The sequence below is a fragment of the Aequorivita marina genome, from assembly GCF_031631895.2.
Classification (GTDB): domain Bacteria; phylum Bacteroidota; class Bacteroidia; order Flavobacteriales; family Flavobacteriaceae; genus Aequorivita; species Aequorivita marina.
Map to the genome: position 1 here is coordinate 74,847 of NZ_JAVMBW020000006.1, position 19,332 is coordinate 94,178.

The following is a 19,332-nucleotide window of genomic DNA, read 5'->3' on the forward strand; positions in this document are numbered from 1 at the left end:
AGAAAAATTTTTAAAGGTAGGCCGTTTTAAAATACTAAAACTCAACTTCACTTTATTTTAACGGTTTTAGTATCTTGTGCATTCAACTTTTTACAATGTACAAGCCCTTATCCCTTCTTGTTATTTTATTGGCTTCTATCTGTTTTTCGCAAGCAGACGCTAAGCTGGAAACTCTTACCGATTTCGTAAATCCCTTTATCGGCACGGGTGGTCACGGCCATACATATCCCGGTGCTACAATGCCGTTTGGAATGATGCAATTGAGCCCCGATACTCGCCTAGATGGTTGGGACGGCTGTAGCGGTTATCATTACAGCGACGATTACATCTACGGATTCTCCCACACTCACCTTAGCGGCACCGGCGTGAGCGACTATGCCGATGTGTTGCTGATGCCTACGAATGCCATTATTTTTAACAATGGCGCAGATGGAAAAAAAGGCTATGGATCACAGTTTTCGCATGAAAACGAAAAAGCCTCGCCTGGATATTATGAAGTTCATTTGGACGACACCAATATTGATGTAGCACTGACAGTTTCAGAACGAAGCGGAATTCATCATTACACCTTTCCAAAGGATTCCAAACAAATTGTAATCTTAGATCTAGAACATCGCGATAAAGTACTGAGTTCGGAAGTAAAAACTATTTCAAAAACCGAAATTTCAGGGCATCGACATTCTGAAGCTTGGGCACTGGATCAACGCTTGTTTTATAATATTCAGTTTTCCCGACCTTATAAAAAAGTTACCTACTTAAACGATAGAACCGATGGCGAAAAAGTAATTGCAGCCTTTGAATTTGATGCTTCAGAAAGCAATGAACTCGATATAAAAATTGCAATTTCGGCCGTAGATGAAACTGGAGCTAAAAACAATTTGGAAGCTGAAATTGGGGAGAAATCTTTTCAACAGATAAAACAGGAAGCCCAAGCAGCTTGGGAAAATCAACTGAATAAAATCAATGTTTCGACTGAGCTTACCCTGAACGAAGCCGGAGGGCTCAACAACCAAGAAAGCATTGACAGAAAAACGATTTTTTACACGGCTCTTTACCACACTATGATCGCGCCGAACCTTTATCAAGATGTTGATGGACGTTATCGGGGAATGGATTTAAAAATTCACCAAGCAACGGATTTTACAAACTACACCGTTTTTTCACTTTGGGATACCTACCGCGCCACACATCCATTATATACTATCATTGAGCAAGAACGAACCACCGATTTTATAAACTCGCTTTTGGCAAAACACGACGAAGGCGGAATCCTGCCCATTTGGCCTTTGGCAGGAAATTACACGGGTTGCATGATTGGTTATCACGCCGTGCCCGTAATTGCTGACGCCTATTTAAAAGGTATTCGCGGTTTTGATGCCGAACGAGCCTTTACAGCAATGAAACACGCTGCAACCCAGGACCAATTAGGGTTAAAAAGTTATAAGGAATTTGGGTTTATTCCCGTGGAAGAAGAAAGTGAATCCGTTTCAAAAACGTTGGAATACGCCTATGACGATTGGACAATTGCCGAAATGGCCAAAGCCATGGGGAAAACAGAAGATTACAAAACCTATACTGAAAGAGCGCAATACTATAAAAACGTGTACGATCCCGAAACAAAATTTATGCGCGGTCGTTTCCGGAACACATGGTTTGCACCTTTTGATCCGTATGAGGTCAACTTTAACTATACCGAAGCAAACTCGTGGCAATACAGCTTTTACGCACCGCAAGATTTAACTGGTTTGATAAATTTGATGGGCGGCAAAAGTGCGTTTGAAACTCAACTGGATAAACTTTTTACCGCCGAAGTAGCAACCTCTGGCCGTCATCAAGTAGATATTACTGGTTTAATTGGGCAATACGCGCATGGCAATGAACCCAGCCATCATATGGCATATCTCTATAATTTCGTCAATAAACCAGCTAAAACACAAGCACGCGTTCATGAAATTTTAACTGCACAATATCAAAACAGTCCAGACGGAATATCCGGCAATGAAGATTGCGGGCAGATGAGCGCTTGGTATATTTTTAGCGCCTTAGGATTTTATCCTGTAACCCCCGCAAGCAATGAATACATAATCGGGACGCCGCTGTTTGAAAGTGCAAAAATCAATCTTGCCGATGGAAAAACCTTTGAGGTTATCGCAAACGATATTTCCGATAAAAATAAGTATATCGCTTCGGCAACTTTGAACAGAAAGTCATTAAACCGAAGTTTTATTTATCATTCTGAAGTTATCAACGGCGGAAAACTGGTTTTTAACATGACCGATAAACCGTCAACATGGGCTACAAAAGATGCTGACATTCCAAAAACCGAAATAACAGAAAATCTAATTGTTCCCGCACCTTTTATTGCAGAAGGCGATATCGCTTTTAAAAACAAGACTGAAGTTTCCTTAGGAGTTTCTGAATCAAAAAGTGAAATTTATTATTCGCTAGATAATTCAGAATATCAAAAATATGCAGCTCCTTTTACTATTTCTAAAGAAAGTGTTTTAAGAACTTATGCCAAAGAAGGAGCTCGCAAAAGCGAAATATTAACCACGCATTTCTATAAGATAGACCCAAACCTCAGCCTAAAACTCAAAACCGAATATGCAAACCAATACAATGGCGGCGGCAAGAACGCGTTGATAGACGGCATCCATGGCGCTAATGATTTTAGAACGGGCACTTGGCAGGGCTATCACGATATAGATTTAGATGCTACTGTAAATTTAGGTTCAAGAAAAGAGGTGAAATCAGTTTCTGTTGGATTCCTACAGGATCAACGCAGCTGGATTTTTTATCCAACTGAAGTTACCTGCTATGTTTCAGAAAATGGAAAAAACTTTACAGAACTATCCGTTAAAAAAATAGAATCTGAAAAACCATCGGAAAAAGTAGAAATCAAAACGATTAAATTTGATATAGGCAAGAACATTCAATTCATAAAAATAAAAGCAAAAAACCTCGGCGATTTACCAAAAGGACATCTAGGATATGGCGGAAAAGCTTGGATTTTTGTGGATGAGATTGAGGTTAATTGAGTCAAGACTAAACCCCAAAGGGTTTTGAAACAAGAAGCAAGACGGAAGAGAGCCACGACTAAACCTGAAACAAGAAACTTAAAACCAAAAACTAATTTTTCCATGAAACGCAGAAAATTTATACAAAACGCCACCCTTTCCAGCTTGGGAGTTGTAGTTGGCAGCTCAGTTTTCGCTTCGGAAGTTGAAGCGTCAACTGCTGAAGTTATAAATCCGAAATTTGAAGCAGCAGACTTCCCTCTGGTTATCGCTACTTGGAATGTAAAAGAAAGTACGGCCGAAGCTTGGCGCGTTCTACAGGAAGGAAAATCTGCCCTAGACGCCATAGAAAAAGGTTGTATGGTTGAAGAAGCCAATGCCGATGGGCAATCGGTAGGGCTTGGCGGCTTGCCAGATCGCGATGGAAACGTCACCTTGGATGCCTGCATTATGAACAAAGACGGCGATTATGGCGCGGTGGTTTATCTTCAGAATATACTCCACCCCATTTCCGTTGCACGAAAAGTTATGGAAGACACACCCCATGTAATTTTAGCGGGAAAAGGAGCTGAACAATTCGCTATTTCTGAAGGATTTAAACCCACAGACCTACTTACCGAAAGATCGAAAAAAGATTGGGAGGAGTGGAAAAAGACTTCAGAATACAAACCCATTATCAACATTGAAAACCACGATACTATTGGCATGCTCGCCATTGATAAAAATGGTGATATTTCTGGTGGCTGCACAACAAGTGGTTTGGCCTATAAAATGGCAGGCCGTGTAGGCGATTCCCCAATAATTGGTTCAGGGTTGTTTATTGACAATGAAATTGGTGGCGCCACGGCTACAGGAATGGGTGAAGAAGTTTTAAAAACCGTGGGTAGTTTCTTGATTGTGGAACTAATGCGACAAGGAAGAACACCCCAAGAAGCTTGCGAAGAAGCGATTGGACGAATTATTAAGAAGAATCCAGATTACAGCAATTTTCAGGTAGGTTACATCGCAGTGAACAAAAAAGGTGAAACTGGATATTATTCCATTCACGATGGTTTTTCCGTAACCAAATATCAAGGTGATAAAAACGAGAATATTCCTTCTGAATTTTATAATAAAAAATAAATTCTCTGTGTCCGCTGCGGCTCTGTGGTAAAATTTACACCACGGAGGCACAGAGAGCACAAAGCATATCATTAACAAACTTCCTATGACCGAAAAAAAATCTTTCCGCGCCGCCTTTATAACTGTAACCGTCCTGTTTTTTCTTTGGGGGTTTATCACCGTTCTTGTTGACAGCTTGGTCCCGCGGTTAAAAGACGTTTTCGAACTCAGTTATTTTCAGGCAGGATTGGTACAGTTTGCATTTTTTCTTGCCTATTTGGTTATTTCGGTCCCAGCGGGAGCACTGCTTTCTAAGATTGGGTATCAAAAAGGAATTATTGTTGGTTTGGTTACCATGGCCGTAGGATGCTTACTTTTTTACCCAGCCGCTTCCGAAAGGGTATTTTGGATATTTTTGGTTGCTTATTTTACTCTGGCAGGCGGTATTACGGTTTTACAAGTAGCCGCCAACCCGTATGTTTCCGTTTTGGGAAGTGAAGACGGCGCTTCCAGCAGACTGAATCTTTCGCAAGCCTTCAACTCGTTGGGAACTGCGATTGCTCCCTTGATTGGCGCTTCCTTTTTGCTGAGCGACACGATAAAGTCTTCTGAAGAAATTTCAGTTTTAACAGATATCGATAGAAATAACTATTACATTTCCGAAGCATCTGCCGTACAGACGCCGTTTCTATATATTGCAGGGTTTATTGGCCTTTTGGCTCTGCTCTTCGTATTTATAAAGCTCCCAACAATCTTGGAGAAAACGCCCGTGGGAGGTTATGGAAAGCTATTAAAAAATAAAATTGTGATGATGGGTGCGCTCGGGATTTTCGTTTACGTTGGTGCGGAAGTTGCCATTGGCAGCTATTTGGTAAATTATTTTACGAGCATGAACCTTTCTGAAATAATTTTGCAAAACGAAACCATGAATGCCATAGCTGCAGGCCTTCTAAACACAGATTTAAGCACTGTTGACGCCAAGGCCATTGTAGGTGCCTTTGTAGTGTTTTATTGGAGCGGGGCTATGGTAGGGCGGTTTATTGGCGCGTATTTAACCAAAATAATAGCTCCGCCTAAAGTGCTATCTGTTTTTGCACTTCTCGCGGTATTGATGTTGCTGGTTTCTATAAACACCACTGGGTTAGTGGCTATGTGGTCCATTCTTGCAGTAGGTCTTTTTAACTCCATCATGTTCCCTACCATTTTTGCGTTGACCATTGACGGTTTAGGCGATTTAAAGCCCCAGGCTTCTGGGTTGCTTTGTATGGCAATTGTTGGTGGAGCAATAATCCCTCCGGCATACGGATTTTTAACTGATAATCTCGGATTTAAAATAGCGCTATTCTTAGTGATTGCGTGTTATGGCTATATTCTTTTCTTCGGAATTATAAAAAGAAGAAGTAGTCTAGCGTCCTGAAACTAAAAACGGTTTTACAGCTTGAGAGCACGAAAAACTCCCTGTTTTTAAATTTTTGCAAACTCTTCCAATAGTGCCGGTCTATTGTCGTATTGCTCCATCAAGTCAGTTTTTAGTTCGTTTGCCTTTTCTGGGTTTCCCAAAATTTTTATATGCTTGATGTATTTGGCGGCACGCCGATAATATTTACGGCCTATATTATCTTTTAAATATTTTTGAACTCCCAACGCATAGCACGCTATCACTTCATTGCGATAGTCATTCAACAGATATTTTTCGTAATTATGAAGGTGCTCCAGCCCCACTTCTTTTTTGACGAAAACCAGAAGTTGCGGCCACATTTTTTCGGCTATCAAAATTTTCTCAACTAGTACCCTTTTGGCATATCCGCGGCTGTTGGTTATTTCTGCTAATAAACTCTCTATAAAATCTTTCCATTCATCTTTAGCAATCAATTTTCGGAGCTCTTCTAAATAATCCAATTCGTTGTGGAAATTGCTTATAAAAAGCGCTTTGGCATAATGAACGGCTTTTTCGGTGTTTTCTTTTTCTTTATAAACCTGATATAACCTTCTTTGCCAATCGTGCACGAGACCAGGTCTATCTTTGGTGTCCTGTGCTATTCCCTCCTCGGCCCAAGTAATGGCCTGTTGGTATTCCTTGGCTTTGATAGCTTGGTCAATAGCTTTCTTTCTGAAATTGTAATTATCTAAGTTTTCGAGCAAATACGAATACGCCTTCTGTTCTCCTTCTGATTTCCCAATAAGAAAATACATCAGGTTTTGAGCTTCACGGAATTCATAATCATACTCCTCTTTATCAACCGCAATTAAAAGAGATTTCAGGGTTACTATTTCTTTTGGATCCCGAACCAGTGACACCGCCATTCCCAGCATTCCCAAATGCCAGTCCCACCCTTTGAAAAGCTTTTTCTTATACGTCTTTAAGGAATATTCAAGAAAATGCTTCCTAAATTTTTCAGGAAGATCTTCTTCTCTCGAAAGTGTATTCAAAATCTCATACGCCCCATCTATGCAATATCCAATATCGCCATTGCTATCATCAGCAAAATCCAGTGCTTTAATCATTTCCTCAAGTATCGCTGCAGCCATATTAAAGGCATCGAGATGTTTGTTTTTCTGAAGGAATCCAGAAGCGGTATCCAAGAGTTCGGACACCAGAATGGAAGCTTCCCTTGCCCCTTGATAATCTAAATAGGAATGACGCCCCTTGGCCGCTCTTAAAAGACGTTTTACTTGGGCGTGGTAGAATTTTTTGTCCGTTTTTTGTGTAAGGTGGGCAAACCTTGCTAAAAAAAGCTCCCGAAACTCCCGATTCATTTCAGTTTGTTCCTTTAAAAAATCCGCTAATTCGTTAGGGGAAAGTTCCGCTAAAATTTCCGAAACCTGGTCTTGGATTGTCTTTCGTTTTTTACGTGGTTTTTTGGCCTTTGGCGCATCCAAACCGAGCTCCTCCTGTAAAACATACAAAAAAACGGCTACCATGTGTTTACAGATAGGGCCGTAATCATACGGACAGGTGCAAGAAGCATTCATAAAATGACGGTCTTCAATTGAAAATGTTATCCGATAATTGTCCGTTCCGGAAACAATGGCTTCAAAATTATGGTCGCTCAATTCCTCTACAGCATCCACATTGCCATTTTTAAAATAGGAATGACCTCGTTTCAGAATAGTTTCGTCTATATATTGTTCAAATTGGTCTATGGGTATCTTCATAGGTTTTAGAAGTTAGGAGCGTGTTAAATTGAATTTTAAAGGTTTAGGTCAATTTTTTCTAAAACTGCTTTTAATTCTGTAACATTATTTTGTCCGCAAACAGATTGATCTAAGTTCAAGTAATAAGTGCAAAATTAACATTTAAAACGCTTATTATAAAAGAAGTAGGGCTCTAAATAAGCAATTACCTTTCGCATTATCCACAAGCCAAATCTTTTGCTCCCGAAACATTGGGTTTAGCACTTACTTGCCCTATTTTTTTTATACAGTGTTACCTGCTGGCTTTTTATTCGAATGGCAATATTTCGTTTAATGAATTTGGTATTCCTTGTTCTCTATAAGGAGAAATAATATTTAGTTGAACAATATCGCGCTTCTTATTCCATAAAATTAAAGCTAGAAACGCAATTGTAACACTAACATTGACATTTATATCTCTTGGATTATTAATTTCTTTCCATTTTTCTTTTTGTTCATCATCATCAATTTCAACTATAGATGTATATAGTTTTATATTATTATCAATAATTTTTAAATCATTATCTTCAATTGATTCACTTGACAACTCTCTAAATTCAATACTTGGTAAATCTCTTTTATTTATTACGTAAAGAGTATCCTTAACTTGATATTCTGTGGAAGGTATTTTAATCAGAATATCTTTATAATTTGAAATTACATTCTCTAAATGTTGCGATAAATTTACTCCAACAATAACAAACTCGTTTTTATTAATTTTAAGTCTCTTTATGCCATCTAAAAGAGTTGCTTCTTCTAAGAGAAATCTTCTTGTTCTTGAAATTAAAAACGAATTAGGAATATATTTTTTAATAGTGCCATTTGCTATTTGGTTGGCTAAAACTCTATCGAAATTTAAGTTCGGAATGTCTTTGTCAGTAAAAGCTGATTTGGAGAACAATAATTTTGAACCTTGCAAGGTTAGTTTTAAATCATCTTTTTCAATTGTATTGTCTAGTGGAATGAAGATTTTATTATATTGTTTAAAAGCCTCGTTTATGATATCTTTAGTTTTTTGATTAAACGCCTCAATTTTTTCTTCGGATAAATGTGCATTTAGTTTTTCTGTCCCAATTCTATCTTTGATATTTTCCTTTAATGTTTGTAAAAAACAAAGGAAATTCGTTCTTTTCTCTTTGACAATATTCTCAAAACCAACAGCATTCATCAATAAACTATTATCAATAGTATCTGTTAAACACTTCTCGAAATATGAAACACCGTCATACCAATTATTCAATTCTAAAATATCTTCCGGAAGGGTTGGCTGTCCAGTAAAGTCCTGAAATGTATATATCTCGTTTTGTGCGAATTGTCTAATGAAAAGTAGGGTGATATAACAACAAATCCAATAATTAACTTGTCGTCTATTACCAAGATTATCTAATTCTGGAAAGTAATATTTTAAATCAATTGGAGTTTTTCGATTTTTAAACTCATTACGAAATTCTTCAAAAAAGATAAAGATTTCAGTCATTGTCTCTGGTAGGAGAGCATAACTAGGTGGTGATGATTGTGTATAATTAAATAGGTAATTAATAGTCGTATAGTTTTTTATATACATTAATAGTCCACCTAGAGCATAATGGAATTCTAAAAATATACGTCTTTCTTCATATCTTTTTTCAACTTCATTGATATTTATGATTTCTCCTTTTTCGAAGTCATAGTCTTCTCTAATAGCTTTTAATTTATAATCAAAATATTGATGTGCTGTAGACCAATAGGCCTTAACATATTTGTCAGTCCTACAAATCAAAGTCAAATTTCTCCATATCCAATAATATGTTGTTTCCGAGATTGTAATCTCTTCAAAGTCCTCTCCCAGAAGCCACCATCCACTTACTGCACGATGTTCGATTACAGGTAGCCTTACGATTTTTTGATTTATAACTTCAAAGCATAAGTTGTGAACAAATTCGTAAAGTTCGTATGGATATTCTAATGGTTTAGTCTTATCGTGATTTCGTCTTATTTTCGAAAATTCATTATAATAGAATTCAGTCAGAGTTTCCTGAATATGCTTATCTGGTTTATTTAAGGCATAATATGTAAGTTCATTAATTGTTTTTAGATGATAAGATTTTAAAGGACTAACTTCATCTAGTTTACGATATTTTCGAATTATCCTTTTTAGAAGAGTTGTTGACTTCCCATTATATAATACTACTTTATCAAGCCATATAAAAAATGATATAGTGAGTGCTAAAGTTGTAACTAAAACTAAAAGTTCAGCTGAATTACCTATAACCCAATCCAGCCAAAATATATCTGTAGAAAAAATAGGCCTTAAAGGAAATATTAATAACAGGAATAATGAAATTGTCAAATATAGTAGAATTTTAAAAAAAGAAAGTGAGTTGTATTTTTTAAAAAGCGCTCTTTGAGGAAATTCTACACTAAACAATTCGGAAAGATAATTTGAGGAATATTTATCTCCAATATTTGAGATTTTATCTACAATTATTGGATACGCAATACCTAGAATCGCAATGTCAACTGCAACACAAATCTCAATAATGTATTTTAGTTCCATATGTTTTTTTCAGCTTGCAGGCAACACTTATATATAACCAAGTTCTCCCCACCCTTCAGTTTAAAATTTTCAATACGTAACTGTTTCAATTAAACCTCCTTCTTTATTGAAGGTTTTCCAAACCCCTACTTTTTTAAAATTTTCTTTATTTCCTATTGTATAAACTTTGCCGTTTTTAAAGTAATCGATATACTTTCCGTTTGCTACGCCATTCTTAAACGCTCTTTCGCTGCGTAGCGTTCCGTCTTCATAATAATAGTTCCACAGGCCTTCTTTTTGTCCATCAAGGTTTTTGCCGACACTGCTTATGTTACCATTTTTAAAATATTCTACTTGTTTTCCATGGGGCCTATTATTCAAATAGTTTTCAATTAGATAAAGTTCACCAGTCTCGTAATACGTTTTCCATTCACCCGTTGCGTTTCCCTTATCGTCAAAATGTTTTACGTATTTAAGCTGCTTATTTTCTTTAAAGTAGCTTTTCCATGTTCCAACTTTTACTCCATCTTTTGAATTTCCCTCCATGTACAAAACTTGGGAGTAATCCATTTTTTGATAGCCGTTCAGTTCGCCTTTTAGATAATTTTTTATTGCGCGCTCTTCCCCGTTTTCATAATACGACACCCACTTTCCGGTTTTTTTATTGTCAATATATTGTCCTTCAATTTTGAGTTTTCCGGAAGGATAGAAATCCTTAAAAGGCTCTTCTGTACTGTCTTGAATAGGAGTTTGATGTTTTCTTACATCGTCTTCGTTAATTGTTTTACATTGAACTAAAAACACAGCAGTAAGCATACTTATAAAAAATAAATATATGTTACTGCTGCGCATTTTTAACCTGCTATTTTTAGTTTTTACCAATATAATATAGCCGAAACATCAACTTTCCAGCTTCTTATACTTAATAATTTCGTTTAAATAAGTTATTCCGAAAAAACCAATTCTCCTCTGCTCTCCATGTCTTTAAACTTGGTAACCAATTCAAGCGCATCGGGTATAACGTCGCTACACAAAATAATCAAGGAGCCTTTTTTGGCGTTTTTTACTGCATAGGTAATCGCCTCTTTTTCCGAAGGGATAATAGTTGTTTTTTTCTTTGGGTCTTTCTTTTTAATTCCGTCGCTAAGGAGTTTTATAAGCTCTTCTTCAGTACGACCACGAAGGCGTTTGTCTTGCCTGATTATAATTTCGTCAAACATTTCAGCGGCAATACTTCCTATTTCATTGGTATCTTCGTCTCTTCTATCACCTACTCCAGCAATAATCCCAACTTTTACCGTGGCTTCAAGATTGTTTGTAAAATTTTGTAGCGCGCGCATTCCTGCTGGGTTGTGGGCATAGTCTAATAAAATATTAAAGTTTTCAAACTCAAACATATTTAAGCGTCCCGGGGTTTGATTTGCAGATGGAATAAAGGTTTGCAGCGCCACTTTTATATCTTCCATACCTATACCCCTAATATTAGCAGCAATAACGGCCGGAAGCACATTCTGGATCATAAAAGTTGCCTTTCCACCGTAGGTTAATGGTATATCTTCGGCTTTCATAATTCTCATTTTCCAGGTTCCGCGACACAGGGTTATATATCCATTTTCATAGACCGCAGTAATACCACCTAACTTTTGAAGTGCTTTTATACGTGGATTATCCTCATCCATAGAGAACAATGCGAGGTTACAGTTTATATTCCGGCGCATATCAAACACCAAATCATCATCGGCGTTTAATATTGCATATCCATCGGGTAAAACGGTTTCAGGGATTACGCCTTTTACCTTTGCAAGTTGATCTATAGTATGGATTCCTTTTAAGCCCAAATGGTCTGCCGCCACGTTGGTTACAATACCTATATCACACTTCTTAAATCCGAGCCCTGCGCGTAAGAGCCCGCCACGGGCGCATTCCAGTACGGCAAAGTTTACCGTTGGATCTTTTAACACGAATTCGGCACTTGCGGGGCCTGTACAGTCGCCCGTCATCAATAATCTATTTTGGATGTAAACTCCATCACTGGTGGTATAACCTACCCTGTGGCCCTTCATTTTTGCAATATGAGCAATAAGCCGTGTAGTAGTGGTTTTTCCATTAGTCCCTGACACCGAAACAATTGGAATACGGCCTGTATCGCCATGAATAGGATACAACTTATCAACTACTGGTGCCGCCACATTTCGAGGCAAGCCCGTAGTTGGTGCTAAGTGCATTCTAAACCCTGGACCTGCATTTACTTCAAGCACCGCTCCATCAGTCTCCTCCAAGGTTTGACTGATGTCTGTGGTCATAATATCGATTCCACAGATATCCAAATCGATTATTTTTGAAATTCGTTCTGCCATTGAAACATTAGACGGATGGACAATATCTGTAACATCTTCGGCAGTACCACCCGTACTTAGGTTGGCAGTGTCTTTTAAAATTACAACTTCACCTTCGGGTGGCACAGAATCCTCGGTAAACCCTTTTTCTTTTAAAATGGTTTTGGTAAGGTTATTAATAGTTATCTTGGTAAGTACATTTTCATGGCCATAACCACGTCTAGGATCTTTGTTTACTTCTTCTACAAGTTCTGCAATGGTAGATTTTCCATCGCCCACAACATTTGCTGGGGTGCGTTTTGCAGCAGCTACCAACACATTGTTTATAACGAGCAGGCGGTAATCTTCACCTTGGATATATTTTTCGATAATTATTTTATGCGAAACCTCTTTTGCCTCTCTAAAAGCCACCAAGGCATCATCATAATTTTTCACGTTTACGGTAATTCCCCTTCCGTGGTTGCCATCAATAGGCTTAATTACCAATGGAAAGCCAACGTAGCGGCAGGCTTCCTCAAGACTCCTTTCGCGCGCAATAATATCGCCACGAGGCACAAGTACTTCGGCTTGCTCTAAAAGGTATTTTGTATCTTCCTTATCGCAAGCAAGTTCAACCCCAATACTGCTGGTTTCACTCGTTACGGTAGCTTGAATACGTTTTTGATTGGCGCCATAACCAAGTTGGCAAAGCGAATATTTATTTAGGCGAATCCAAGGAATACCACGACTTTCAGCTTCTTCAACGATAGAACCAGTGCTAGGGCCAAGACGTTCGCTTTCACGAATTTCACGCATACGTTGAATATCGGGTTCTAGGTCGTATTCTTCATTATCAATTAAAGCCTGACATATATCAACCGCTGCCTTTGCTGCATAACGACCTACATTTTCTTCAATATAACTGAAAACTACATTATAAACCCCAGTTTCGCCATAACCACGAGTTCTTCCAAAACCAGTATCCATATCGGCCAAGGTCTGTATTTCGAGCGCAATATGCTCTATAATATGCCCCATCCAAGTGCCGTCTTCAACCCGTTGAAAAAAACCACCAGCTTCCCCAACACTACATCGGTGACTGTACATGGTAGGAAACTTGGCCTGAAGCCTTTCACTAAAACCTTCTACTTTATTGGATGGGTAATCCTCCATTTCTTCTAGGTCCAGAACCATTACAATTAGTTTATGACGACGAACAGACCAATAGTTAGGTCCTCGCATAGCGTTGATTTCTCTAATTCGCATAAGTTGGTGTTTTTATTTGTTTGATATGAATTTGATAAATATATGATTATTTTTTCTAACAATTAGCGTATTTTTGCCCACAAATCAAATAAATCCATGAACGTAAAAGGAACCTTAATTCCCATTGGTGGAAATGAAGACAAAGGAAATGGTGAAAACGAACAGTACACCTTAGAGTATGTAGAAGATGGGATTCTCTCCCGAGTAGTGCGCGAAAGCGGCGGTGTTGACCCTACAATAATTGTAATTCCAACAGCATCGAGTATTCCGGTTGAAGTAAGCGAAAACTATCTAGATGCTTTTAACAAACTGGAATGTAACAATGTTCATGTTATGGACATTAGAAGCCGCGAAGATGCAGAAAAGCCAGAATTTTTGGAGTTGATGAAAAAAGCCGATTGCGTTATGTTTTCTGGTGGTGATCAATCTAGAATAGTGAAATATATTGGCGGAACCCTCTTACACGACATTATAAAAGACAAATACGAAAACGAAGATTTTGTAATTGCAGGAACCAGTGCCGGCGCTATGTGTATGAGTGAAGAAATGATTACCGGTGGAGGCGTGCAAGAAGCGTTTACCAAAGGTGCAACTAGAATGGGGAAAGGCATGAGCTTGATACCAAACTTTATTATCGATTCGCACTTTATACGTCGTGGACGTTTTGGACGATTGGCCGAAGCCGTATCAAAATTCCCTATGAAAGTTGGCATAGGCCTAGCAGAAGACACCGGAATGGTAATAAAAAACCGTAACGAATGTGAAGTAATTGGCTCAGGAATGGTCATTCTTTTTGATCCGCGCAGGCTAATACACAACAACCGCGATGCAGTACCAGAAGGCTCCCCTATGTCTATAACCAATTTAAAGACACATATTTTAGCCAACGGCGATAAACTAGATATTAAAGAAAAGCGCGTACATATTTCGCCTATCCATCTTGAAATGACCGATGCGGAAACGCTATGATCCAGTGGTCAGTACGCAGTGGTCAGTGGTCAGTGGTCAGTATTCAGTACGCATTGATCAGTAGTCAGTAAGTGTAATACCTGCAGGTTTCTCATTTTTAATCATGAGGAAACTGCAGGCTTTTCTTTTATAGAAGTTTCAATACTCAAGTAACTTATTTATAAATACGCACTTCCATTTTGCCTTCGGCCTGTCCGTCGTGGTGCGAAGTTTTAAATGCGCGATACATTCCTTCGGTATTAAAGGGCATTGCAATATTCCCTTCGGCATCAACGGCAATTAGGCCACCATCACCGCCAATTTCCAAAACCCGTTTGTTTATCACCTCAGCAGAAGCTTCTTCTAAAGACATTCCTTTGTATTCCATTAAACAGGAAACATCATACGCCACTACCCCACGGATAAAGAACTCACCACTACCCGTACAACTTACTGCACAGGTTTTGTTATTTGCATAATTTCCAGCACCAATCATTGGGCTATCACCAACGCGGCCCCAGCGTTTATTGGTCATTCCGCCTGTTGAAGTTGCAGCGGCAAGATTGCCATCTGCATCGCAGGCTACCGCTCCTACGGTTCCGAATTTACTGTCCTTTTTAACACTGTGATCCAACTGAAACGAATCGCTGTCTTTTATTTCCTGCCATTGCTGATAGCGAAGTTCGTCGTAAAAATATTCAGGCGATTCCAATTTATAATCCAAGGATTTAGCAAAACGCATTGCTCCATCTCCCGCCAAAAACACGTGATCGCTTTTATCCATGATATCTCGCGCCAAGGAAATAGGGTTTTTTATACCCGTAATCAGTGAAACCGCCCCTGCGTGCAAGGTGTTTCCGTCCATAATTGAAGCATCCATCTCATGGGTGCCATCATTGGTAAAAACACTTCCTTTCCCCGCGTTAAACAACGGTGAATCTTCTAAGTGCTTTACGGCAACTTCAACCGCATCCATCGCATTACCTTTGTTTTCCAGCACCTCGTACCCCTTTTCAACGGCGCTGCGTAGTGCCGCAGTGTACTGCGCTTCTTTTTCGGGCGTCATCAATCCTTTTACTAGTGTTCCGGCACCACCATGAATGGCTATTGAAAATTTTTTACTCATAATTCCTGCCCGCGAAGGCTATCTTTTGATTATTGAATCTTAATTTAAATTTCACAAAAGTACACTTTGGTTTTAAATATAGATGTAAAATGACCAAACAGGTTTCAAAAACCGGATAGCCCAAGATGGATTATTTCTTTTTCACAGAAAAGACCTTAATTGTGGGGGGTTATTTTTATTTTTGGACTTCAACGGAATTTATATTGAGCAAAGCCGTAATGCTCAGTCACCATTTTTAAATCATATTCTAATGACCACCCAAAAACGTCTTTTCCTTCTTGATGCTTACGCCCTTATTTTCCGTGGGTATTATGCGCTTATAAAAAACCCGACCATCAATTCTAAAGGTCAGGACACCTCAGCCATTTTGGGCTTTGTCAATTCACTTTTTGACGTTATTCGCCGCGAGCGCCCAGACCATCTTGCCGTGTGTTTTGATAAAGGCGGAAGTGCCGAGCGCACCGAGCTCTTTGAAGACTACAAAGCTAACCGCGATGCCACGCCAGATGTAATTAAACAATCCGTACCCATAATTCAGGAAATAATCAAAGCCATGCACATTCCCTGCATAGAACTTTCAGGTTTAGAGGCCGATGATATTATAGGTACGCTGGCAAAACAGGCAGAAAAAGAAAATTATCAGGTTTTTATGGTAACGCCAGATAAAGATTTCGCACAATTGGTTTCTGAAAATATCTTTATGTATCGCCCCGCTAGAATGGGCAACGCAATTGAAACTTGGGGCATTCCGGAAGTTCAAAAACGCTTTGGAGTTGAACGTCCCGAACAGGTAATTGACTATCTGGGGATGATGGGCGACGCCAGTGATAACATTCCCGGTTTACCAGGCGTAGGCGATAAAACAGCAAAAAAGTTTATTGCAAAATACGGTTCTATGGAAGCGCTACTGGATAATACCGATACCCTAAAAGGAAAGATGAAAGAGAAAGTAGAAGCAAATGCAGAACTCGGAAGGCTATCTAAAAAGCTTGCAACCATTATTACCGACTGCGATGTTACTTTTAATGAAAAGGACTTTGAGCTCTCCATGCCAGACGGCGAAAAAGTGCAACAAATTTTTGAAGACCTTGAGTTTAGAAGGCTAAAAGATCAATTCTTAAAATTATTTTCTTCAGAAAACATAAATTCAGATACAAAAGATCAAACCGCTTCTGCACCGAAAAAGGCCACAGATGACCAGAAAAAAACTGCTGGCAGCGGACAATTCTCACTTTTTGGCGGCGGAAACACTTCCGAAGAAATAACAGATTATAACTCGCGTACCACAATTGAAAATACCGAACATTTTTATCAAACGGTAAAAGAAGGCATGGGTACTAAACTTTTTATTCAGAATTTATTGAAGCAGAAAAGTGTCTGTTTTGATACCGAAACCACTGGTTTGAACCCTCTGGAAGCCGAATTGGTCGGGATAGCATTTTCATGGGAAAAAGGAAAAGGGTTTTATATTCCTTTCCCTGAAAATCGTGAAGAAGCACAACAACTTTTGGAAGAACTCCGTCCGTTTTTTGAAGATGAATCCATTCAGAAGATAGGTCAGAATTTGAAATACGATATAAAAGTGCTGGCAAAATACAATATTACCGTAAAGGGCAAATTGTTTGACACCATGCTTGCGCACTATCTTATAAACCCAGATATGCGCCATAATATGGATGTGTTGAGTGAAACTTACCTCAATTACACCCCCGTTCCCATCACGGAATTGATTGGGAAAGGTAAAAACCAACGCAGTATGCGCGAGGTTGAAGTTGATAAACAAACCGAGTACGCCGTTGAAGATGCCGATATTACTTTTCAGCTAAAAGAACATTTTGAAAAAGAACTGGGCGATGCCAACACCCAAAAATTATTCGATGAAATTGAAGTTCCCTTACTTCGCGTTTTGGCAGCAATGGAATTGGAAGGGATTAACTTAGATCAGGATTTTCTTAAAAGTCTGGCCGATGCCTTAGACAAGGATATTCTTCAGCTGGAAAAAGGAATTTACGAAGAGGCTGGTGAAACTTTTAACATTGCCTCTCCAAAACAATTGGGCGAGATTCTCTTCGGAAAAATGAAGCTGATCGACAAACCGAAAAAAACAAAAACAGGACAATACTCCACGGCGGAAGCTGTACTTTCCGCACTATCAAAAGACCACAAGATAATTCGCGATGTGCTTGAATACCGCGGATTGGCAAAGTTAAAAAGTACGTATGTTGATGCCCTACCAGAACAGGTTGAGCCAACAACAGGTCGCGTACACACCGATTATATGCAAACCGTTGCCGCAACGGGCCGATTGAGCAGCAACAACCCGAACCTTCAGAATATCCCGATCAGGACCGAGCGCGGACGACAGGTGCGAAAAGCCTTTGTGCCACGGAATGAAGATTACGTTTTAATGGCGGCGGATTATTCGCAGATTGAGCTTCGGATTATCGCGGCTTTAAGCGAAGAAGACAATATGATAGAAGCCTTTAAAAATGGCGAAGATATTCACGCTTCCACGGCCGCCAAGGTTTTTGACGTTCCGATAGAAGAAGTAACCCGCGAGCAAAGAAGCAACGCCAAAACCGTGAATTTCGGGATTATTTATGGCGTTTCGGCTTTTGGCCTAAGCAACCAAACCGACCTTTCCCGAACCGAAGCCAAGGAGTTGATAGACACCTATTATAAAACCTATCCAAAACTTCGGAATTATATAAGTGAACAAATAACTTTTGCCCGCGAACACGGCTATGTACAAACCGTTTTGGGAAGAAGACGCTATTTAAAAGACATTAACGGAAGCAACCAAATGGTTCGTGGCGCAGCAGAGCGAAACGCCGTAAACGCGCCAATACAAGGAAGTGCAGCAGACATCATCAAAGTTGCAATGATAAGCATCCATAAAAAACTGGAAGAAAAGGAATTTAAAAGCAAGATGCTGCTTCAGGTTCATGATGAACTGGTTTTTGATGTTTATAAACCCGAATTGCAAGATTTAAAAACCATGGTAAAACACGAAATGGAGAACGCTTACCAATTAATTGTACCATTGGACGTGGATCTGGGCGTTGGCGAAAATTGGCTGGAGGCGCATTAAACACCTTGATACGAAAATTCCAAAAAAACAAATCCCATCCCGATTGCTATCGGGACCAAAAAGTTGGTCATAACATTATTTTCGATATTTTTGATAAACGAAATCAATTTTCTTTCAAAGATTTGATACTCATTCAATCTCCAATGTCATGCAACCTGAAACTCTTAAAGGTTTCAATCTTGTGGGTGGCACCGCGTTGGCACTTCAAATTGGGCACCGCCTTTCTGTTGCTATTGATATGTTCGGAAGCTCTGAAATTAACGAACTGGAATTTGCCCAAGAACTTTCCAAATTTGGAAATCCTGTTGTCCTAAAAAAGAGTAAAAATATCATAATATATGCTGTCAATGGTTTAAAAGTAGATTTTGTAAATTACCATTATCCTCTTTTAAAAAATATTGAAACAGTTGATTCTATCCGTTTAGTTTCTTTGGAAGATATTGCAGCTATGAAGCTCAATGCCATTTCTGGACGGGGAAGCAAAAAAGATTTTATTGATCTGTATTTTCTTCTGCAAACCTTTTCTTTAAAAGAAATGATGGAATTCTATAATAAAAAATATGAAGATGGCTCCCATTTTCTGCTATTGAAAAGCTTGGTTTACTTTGAAGATGCCGAAAATGAGGAAATGCCCATTATGACCGAACCTTTAGAGTGGGGAAAAGTAAAAAATACCATTCTCACAGAGACTGTAATGTTGGAGTAAACAAGTTTTATTAAATATTTCAAAAGCATTCTTTTATAAAACATTTAATTTGTTTTATCCCCCATTTTAAAAT

General features: G+C 38.8%; 11 protein-coding genes. 6 read left to right on the forward strand and 5 right to left on the reverse strand.

Translation table 11 applies throughout. The features are described 5' to 3' along the window. Window positions 1-95: 95 nt before the first annotated feature. From QPK98_RS09280 to QPK98_RS09290, 3 genes are all read left to right on the forward strand, one after another. The gene (locus QPK98_RS09280; protein ID WP_310992970.1) at window positions 96-3,038 is read left to right on the forward strand and encodes a GH92 family glycosyl hydrolase; all 2,943 of its coding nucleotides are present in this window, start codon (window positions 96-98) and stop codon (window positions 3,036-3,038) included. Window positions 3,039-3,140: 102 nt separating this feature from the next. Next, the gene (locus QPK98_RS09285; protein WP_310992971.1) at window positions 3,141-4,139 is read left to right on the forward strand and encodes an isoaspartyl peptidase/L-asparaginase family protein; all 999 of its coding nucleotides are present in this window, start codon (window positions 3,141-3,143) and stop codon (window positions 4,137-4,139) included. Between the two features lie 85 nt (window positions 4,140-4,224). After that, on the forward strand, window positions 4,225-5,535 hold the full coding sequence (locus QPK98_RS09290) for a sugar MFS transporter (protein ID WP_310992972.1): 1,311 nt from the start codon (window positions 4,225-4,227) through the stop codon (window positions 5,533-5,535). 47 nt (window positions 5,536-5,582) lie between these two features. Here QPK98_RS09290 and QPK98_RS09295 read toward each other — a convergent pair whose 3' ends face one another. The 4 genes from QPK98_RS09295 to cphA all read right to left on the reverse strand — a co-directional run bounded on the left by QPK98_RS09295 (window position 5,583) and on the right by cphA (window position 13,388). Next, entirely contained in the window at window positions 5,583-7,274 is a 1,692-nt protein-coding gene (locus tag QPK98_RS09295; RefSeq protein ID WP_310992973.1) for an SWIM zinc finger family protein, read from the reverse strand. 286 nt (window positions 7,275-7,560) lie between these two features. Further along, window positions 7,561-9,828, reverse strand: a complete 2,268-nt coding sequence (locus tag QPK98_RS09300; RefSeq protein WP_310992975.1) for a hypothetical protein — start codon at window positions 9,826-9,828, stop codon at window positions 7,561-7,563. Between the two features lie 69 nt (window positions 9,829-9,897). Then, window positions 9,898-10,659: a toxin-antitoxin system YwqK family antitoxin gene (locus QPK98_RS09305; protein ID WP_310992976.1), complete on the reverse strand. Its 762-nt coding sequence runs from the start codon at window positions 10,657-10,659 to the stop codon at window positions 9,898-9,900. Window positions 10,660-10,751: 92 nt separating this feature from the next. After that, a complete protein-coding gene (gene cphA / locus QPK98_RS09310) occupies window positions 10,752-13,388 on the reverse strand; it encodes a cyanophycin synthetase (protein ID WP_310992977.1) in 2,637 nt (878 codons plus the stop codon). Between the two features lie 96 nt (window positions 13,389-13,484). Between cphA and QPK98_RS09315 the strand changes: the two genes are divergently transcribed. Continuing rightward, entirely contained in the window at window positions 13,485-14,357 is an 873-nt protein-coding gene (locus QPK98_RS09315) for a cyanophycinase (protein WP_310992979.1), read from the forward strand. 154 nt (window positions 14,358-14,511) lie between these two features. Here the strand turns inward: QPK98_RS09315 and QPK98_RS09320 are convergent, their stop codons facing one another. After that, entirely contained in the window at window positions 14,512-15,462 is a 951-nt protein-coding gene (locus tag QPK98_RS09320; RefSeq protein ID WP_310992981.1) for an isoaspartyl peptidase/L-asparaginase family protein, read from the reverse strand. A gap of 250 nt (window positions 15,463-15,712) precedes the next feature. Between QPK98_RS09320 and polA the strand changes: the two genes are divergently transcribed. Together polA and QPK98_RS09330 are read left to right on the forward strand one after the other, a co-directional pair. After that, window positions 15,713-18,553: a DNA polymerase I gene (gene polA / locus QPK98_RS09325; RefSeq protein ID WP_310992982.1), complete on the forward strand. Its 2,841-nt coding sequence runs from the start codon at window positions 15,713-15,715 to the stop codon at window positions 18,551-18,553. Window positions 18,554-18,701: 148 nt separating this feature from the next. Further along, window positions 18,702-19,259: a nucleotidyl transferase AbiEii/AbiGii toxin family protein gene (locus QPK98_RS09330; RefSeq protein WP_310992983.1), complete on the forward strand. Its 558-nt coding sequence runs from the start codon at window positions 18,702-18,704 to the stop codon at window positions 19,257-19,259. Window positions 19,260-19,332 lie beyond the last annotated feature (73 nt).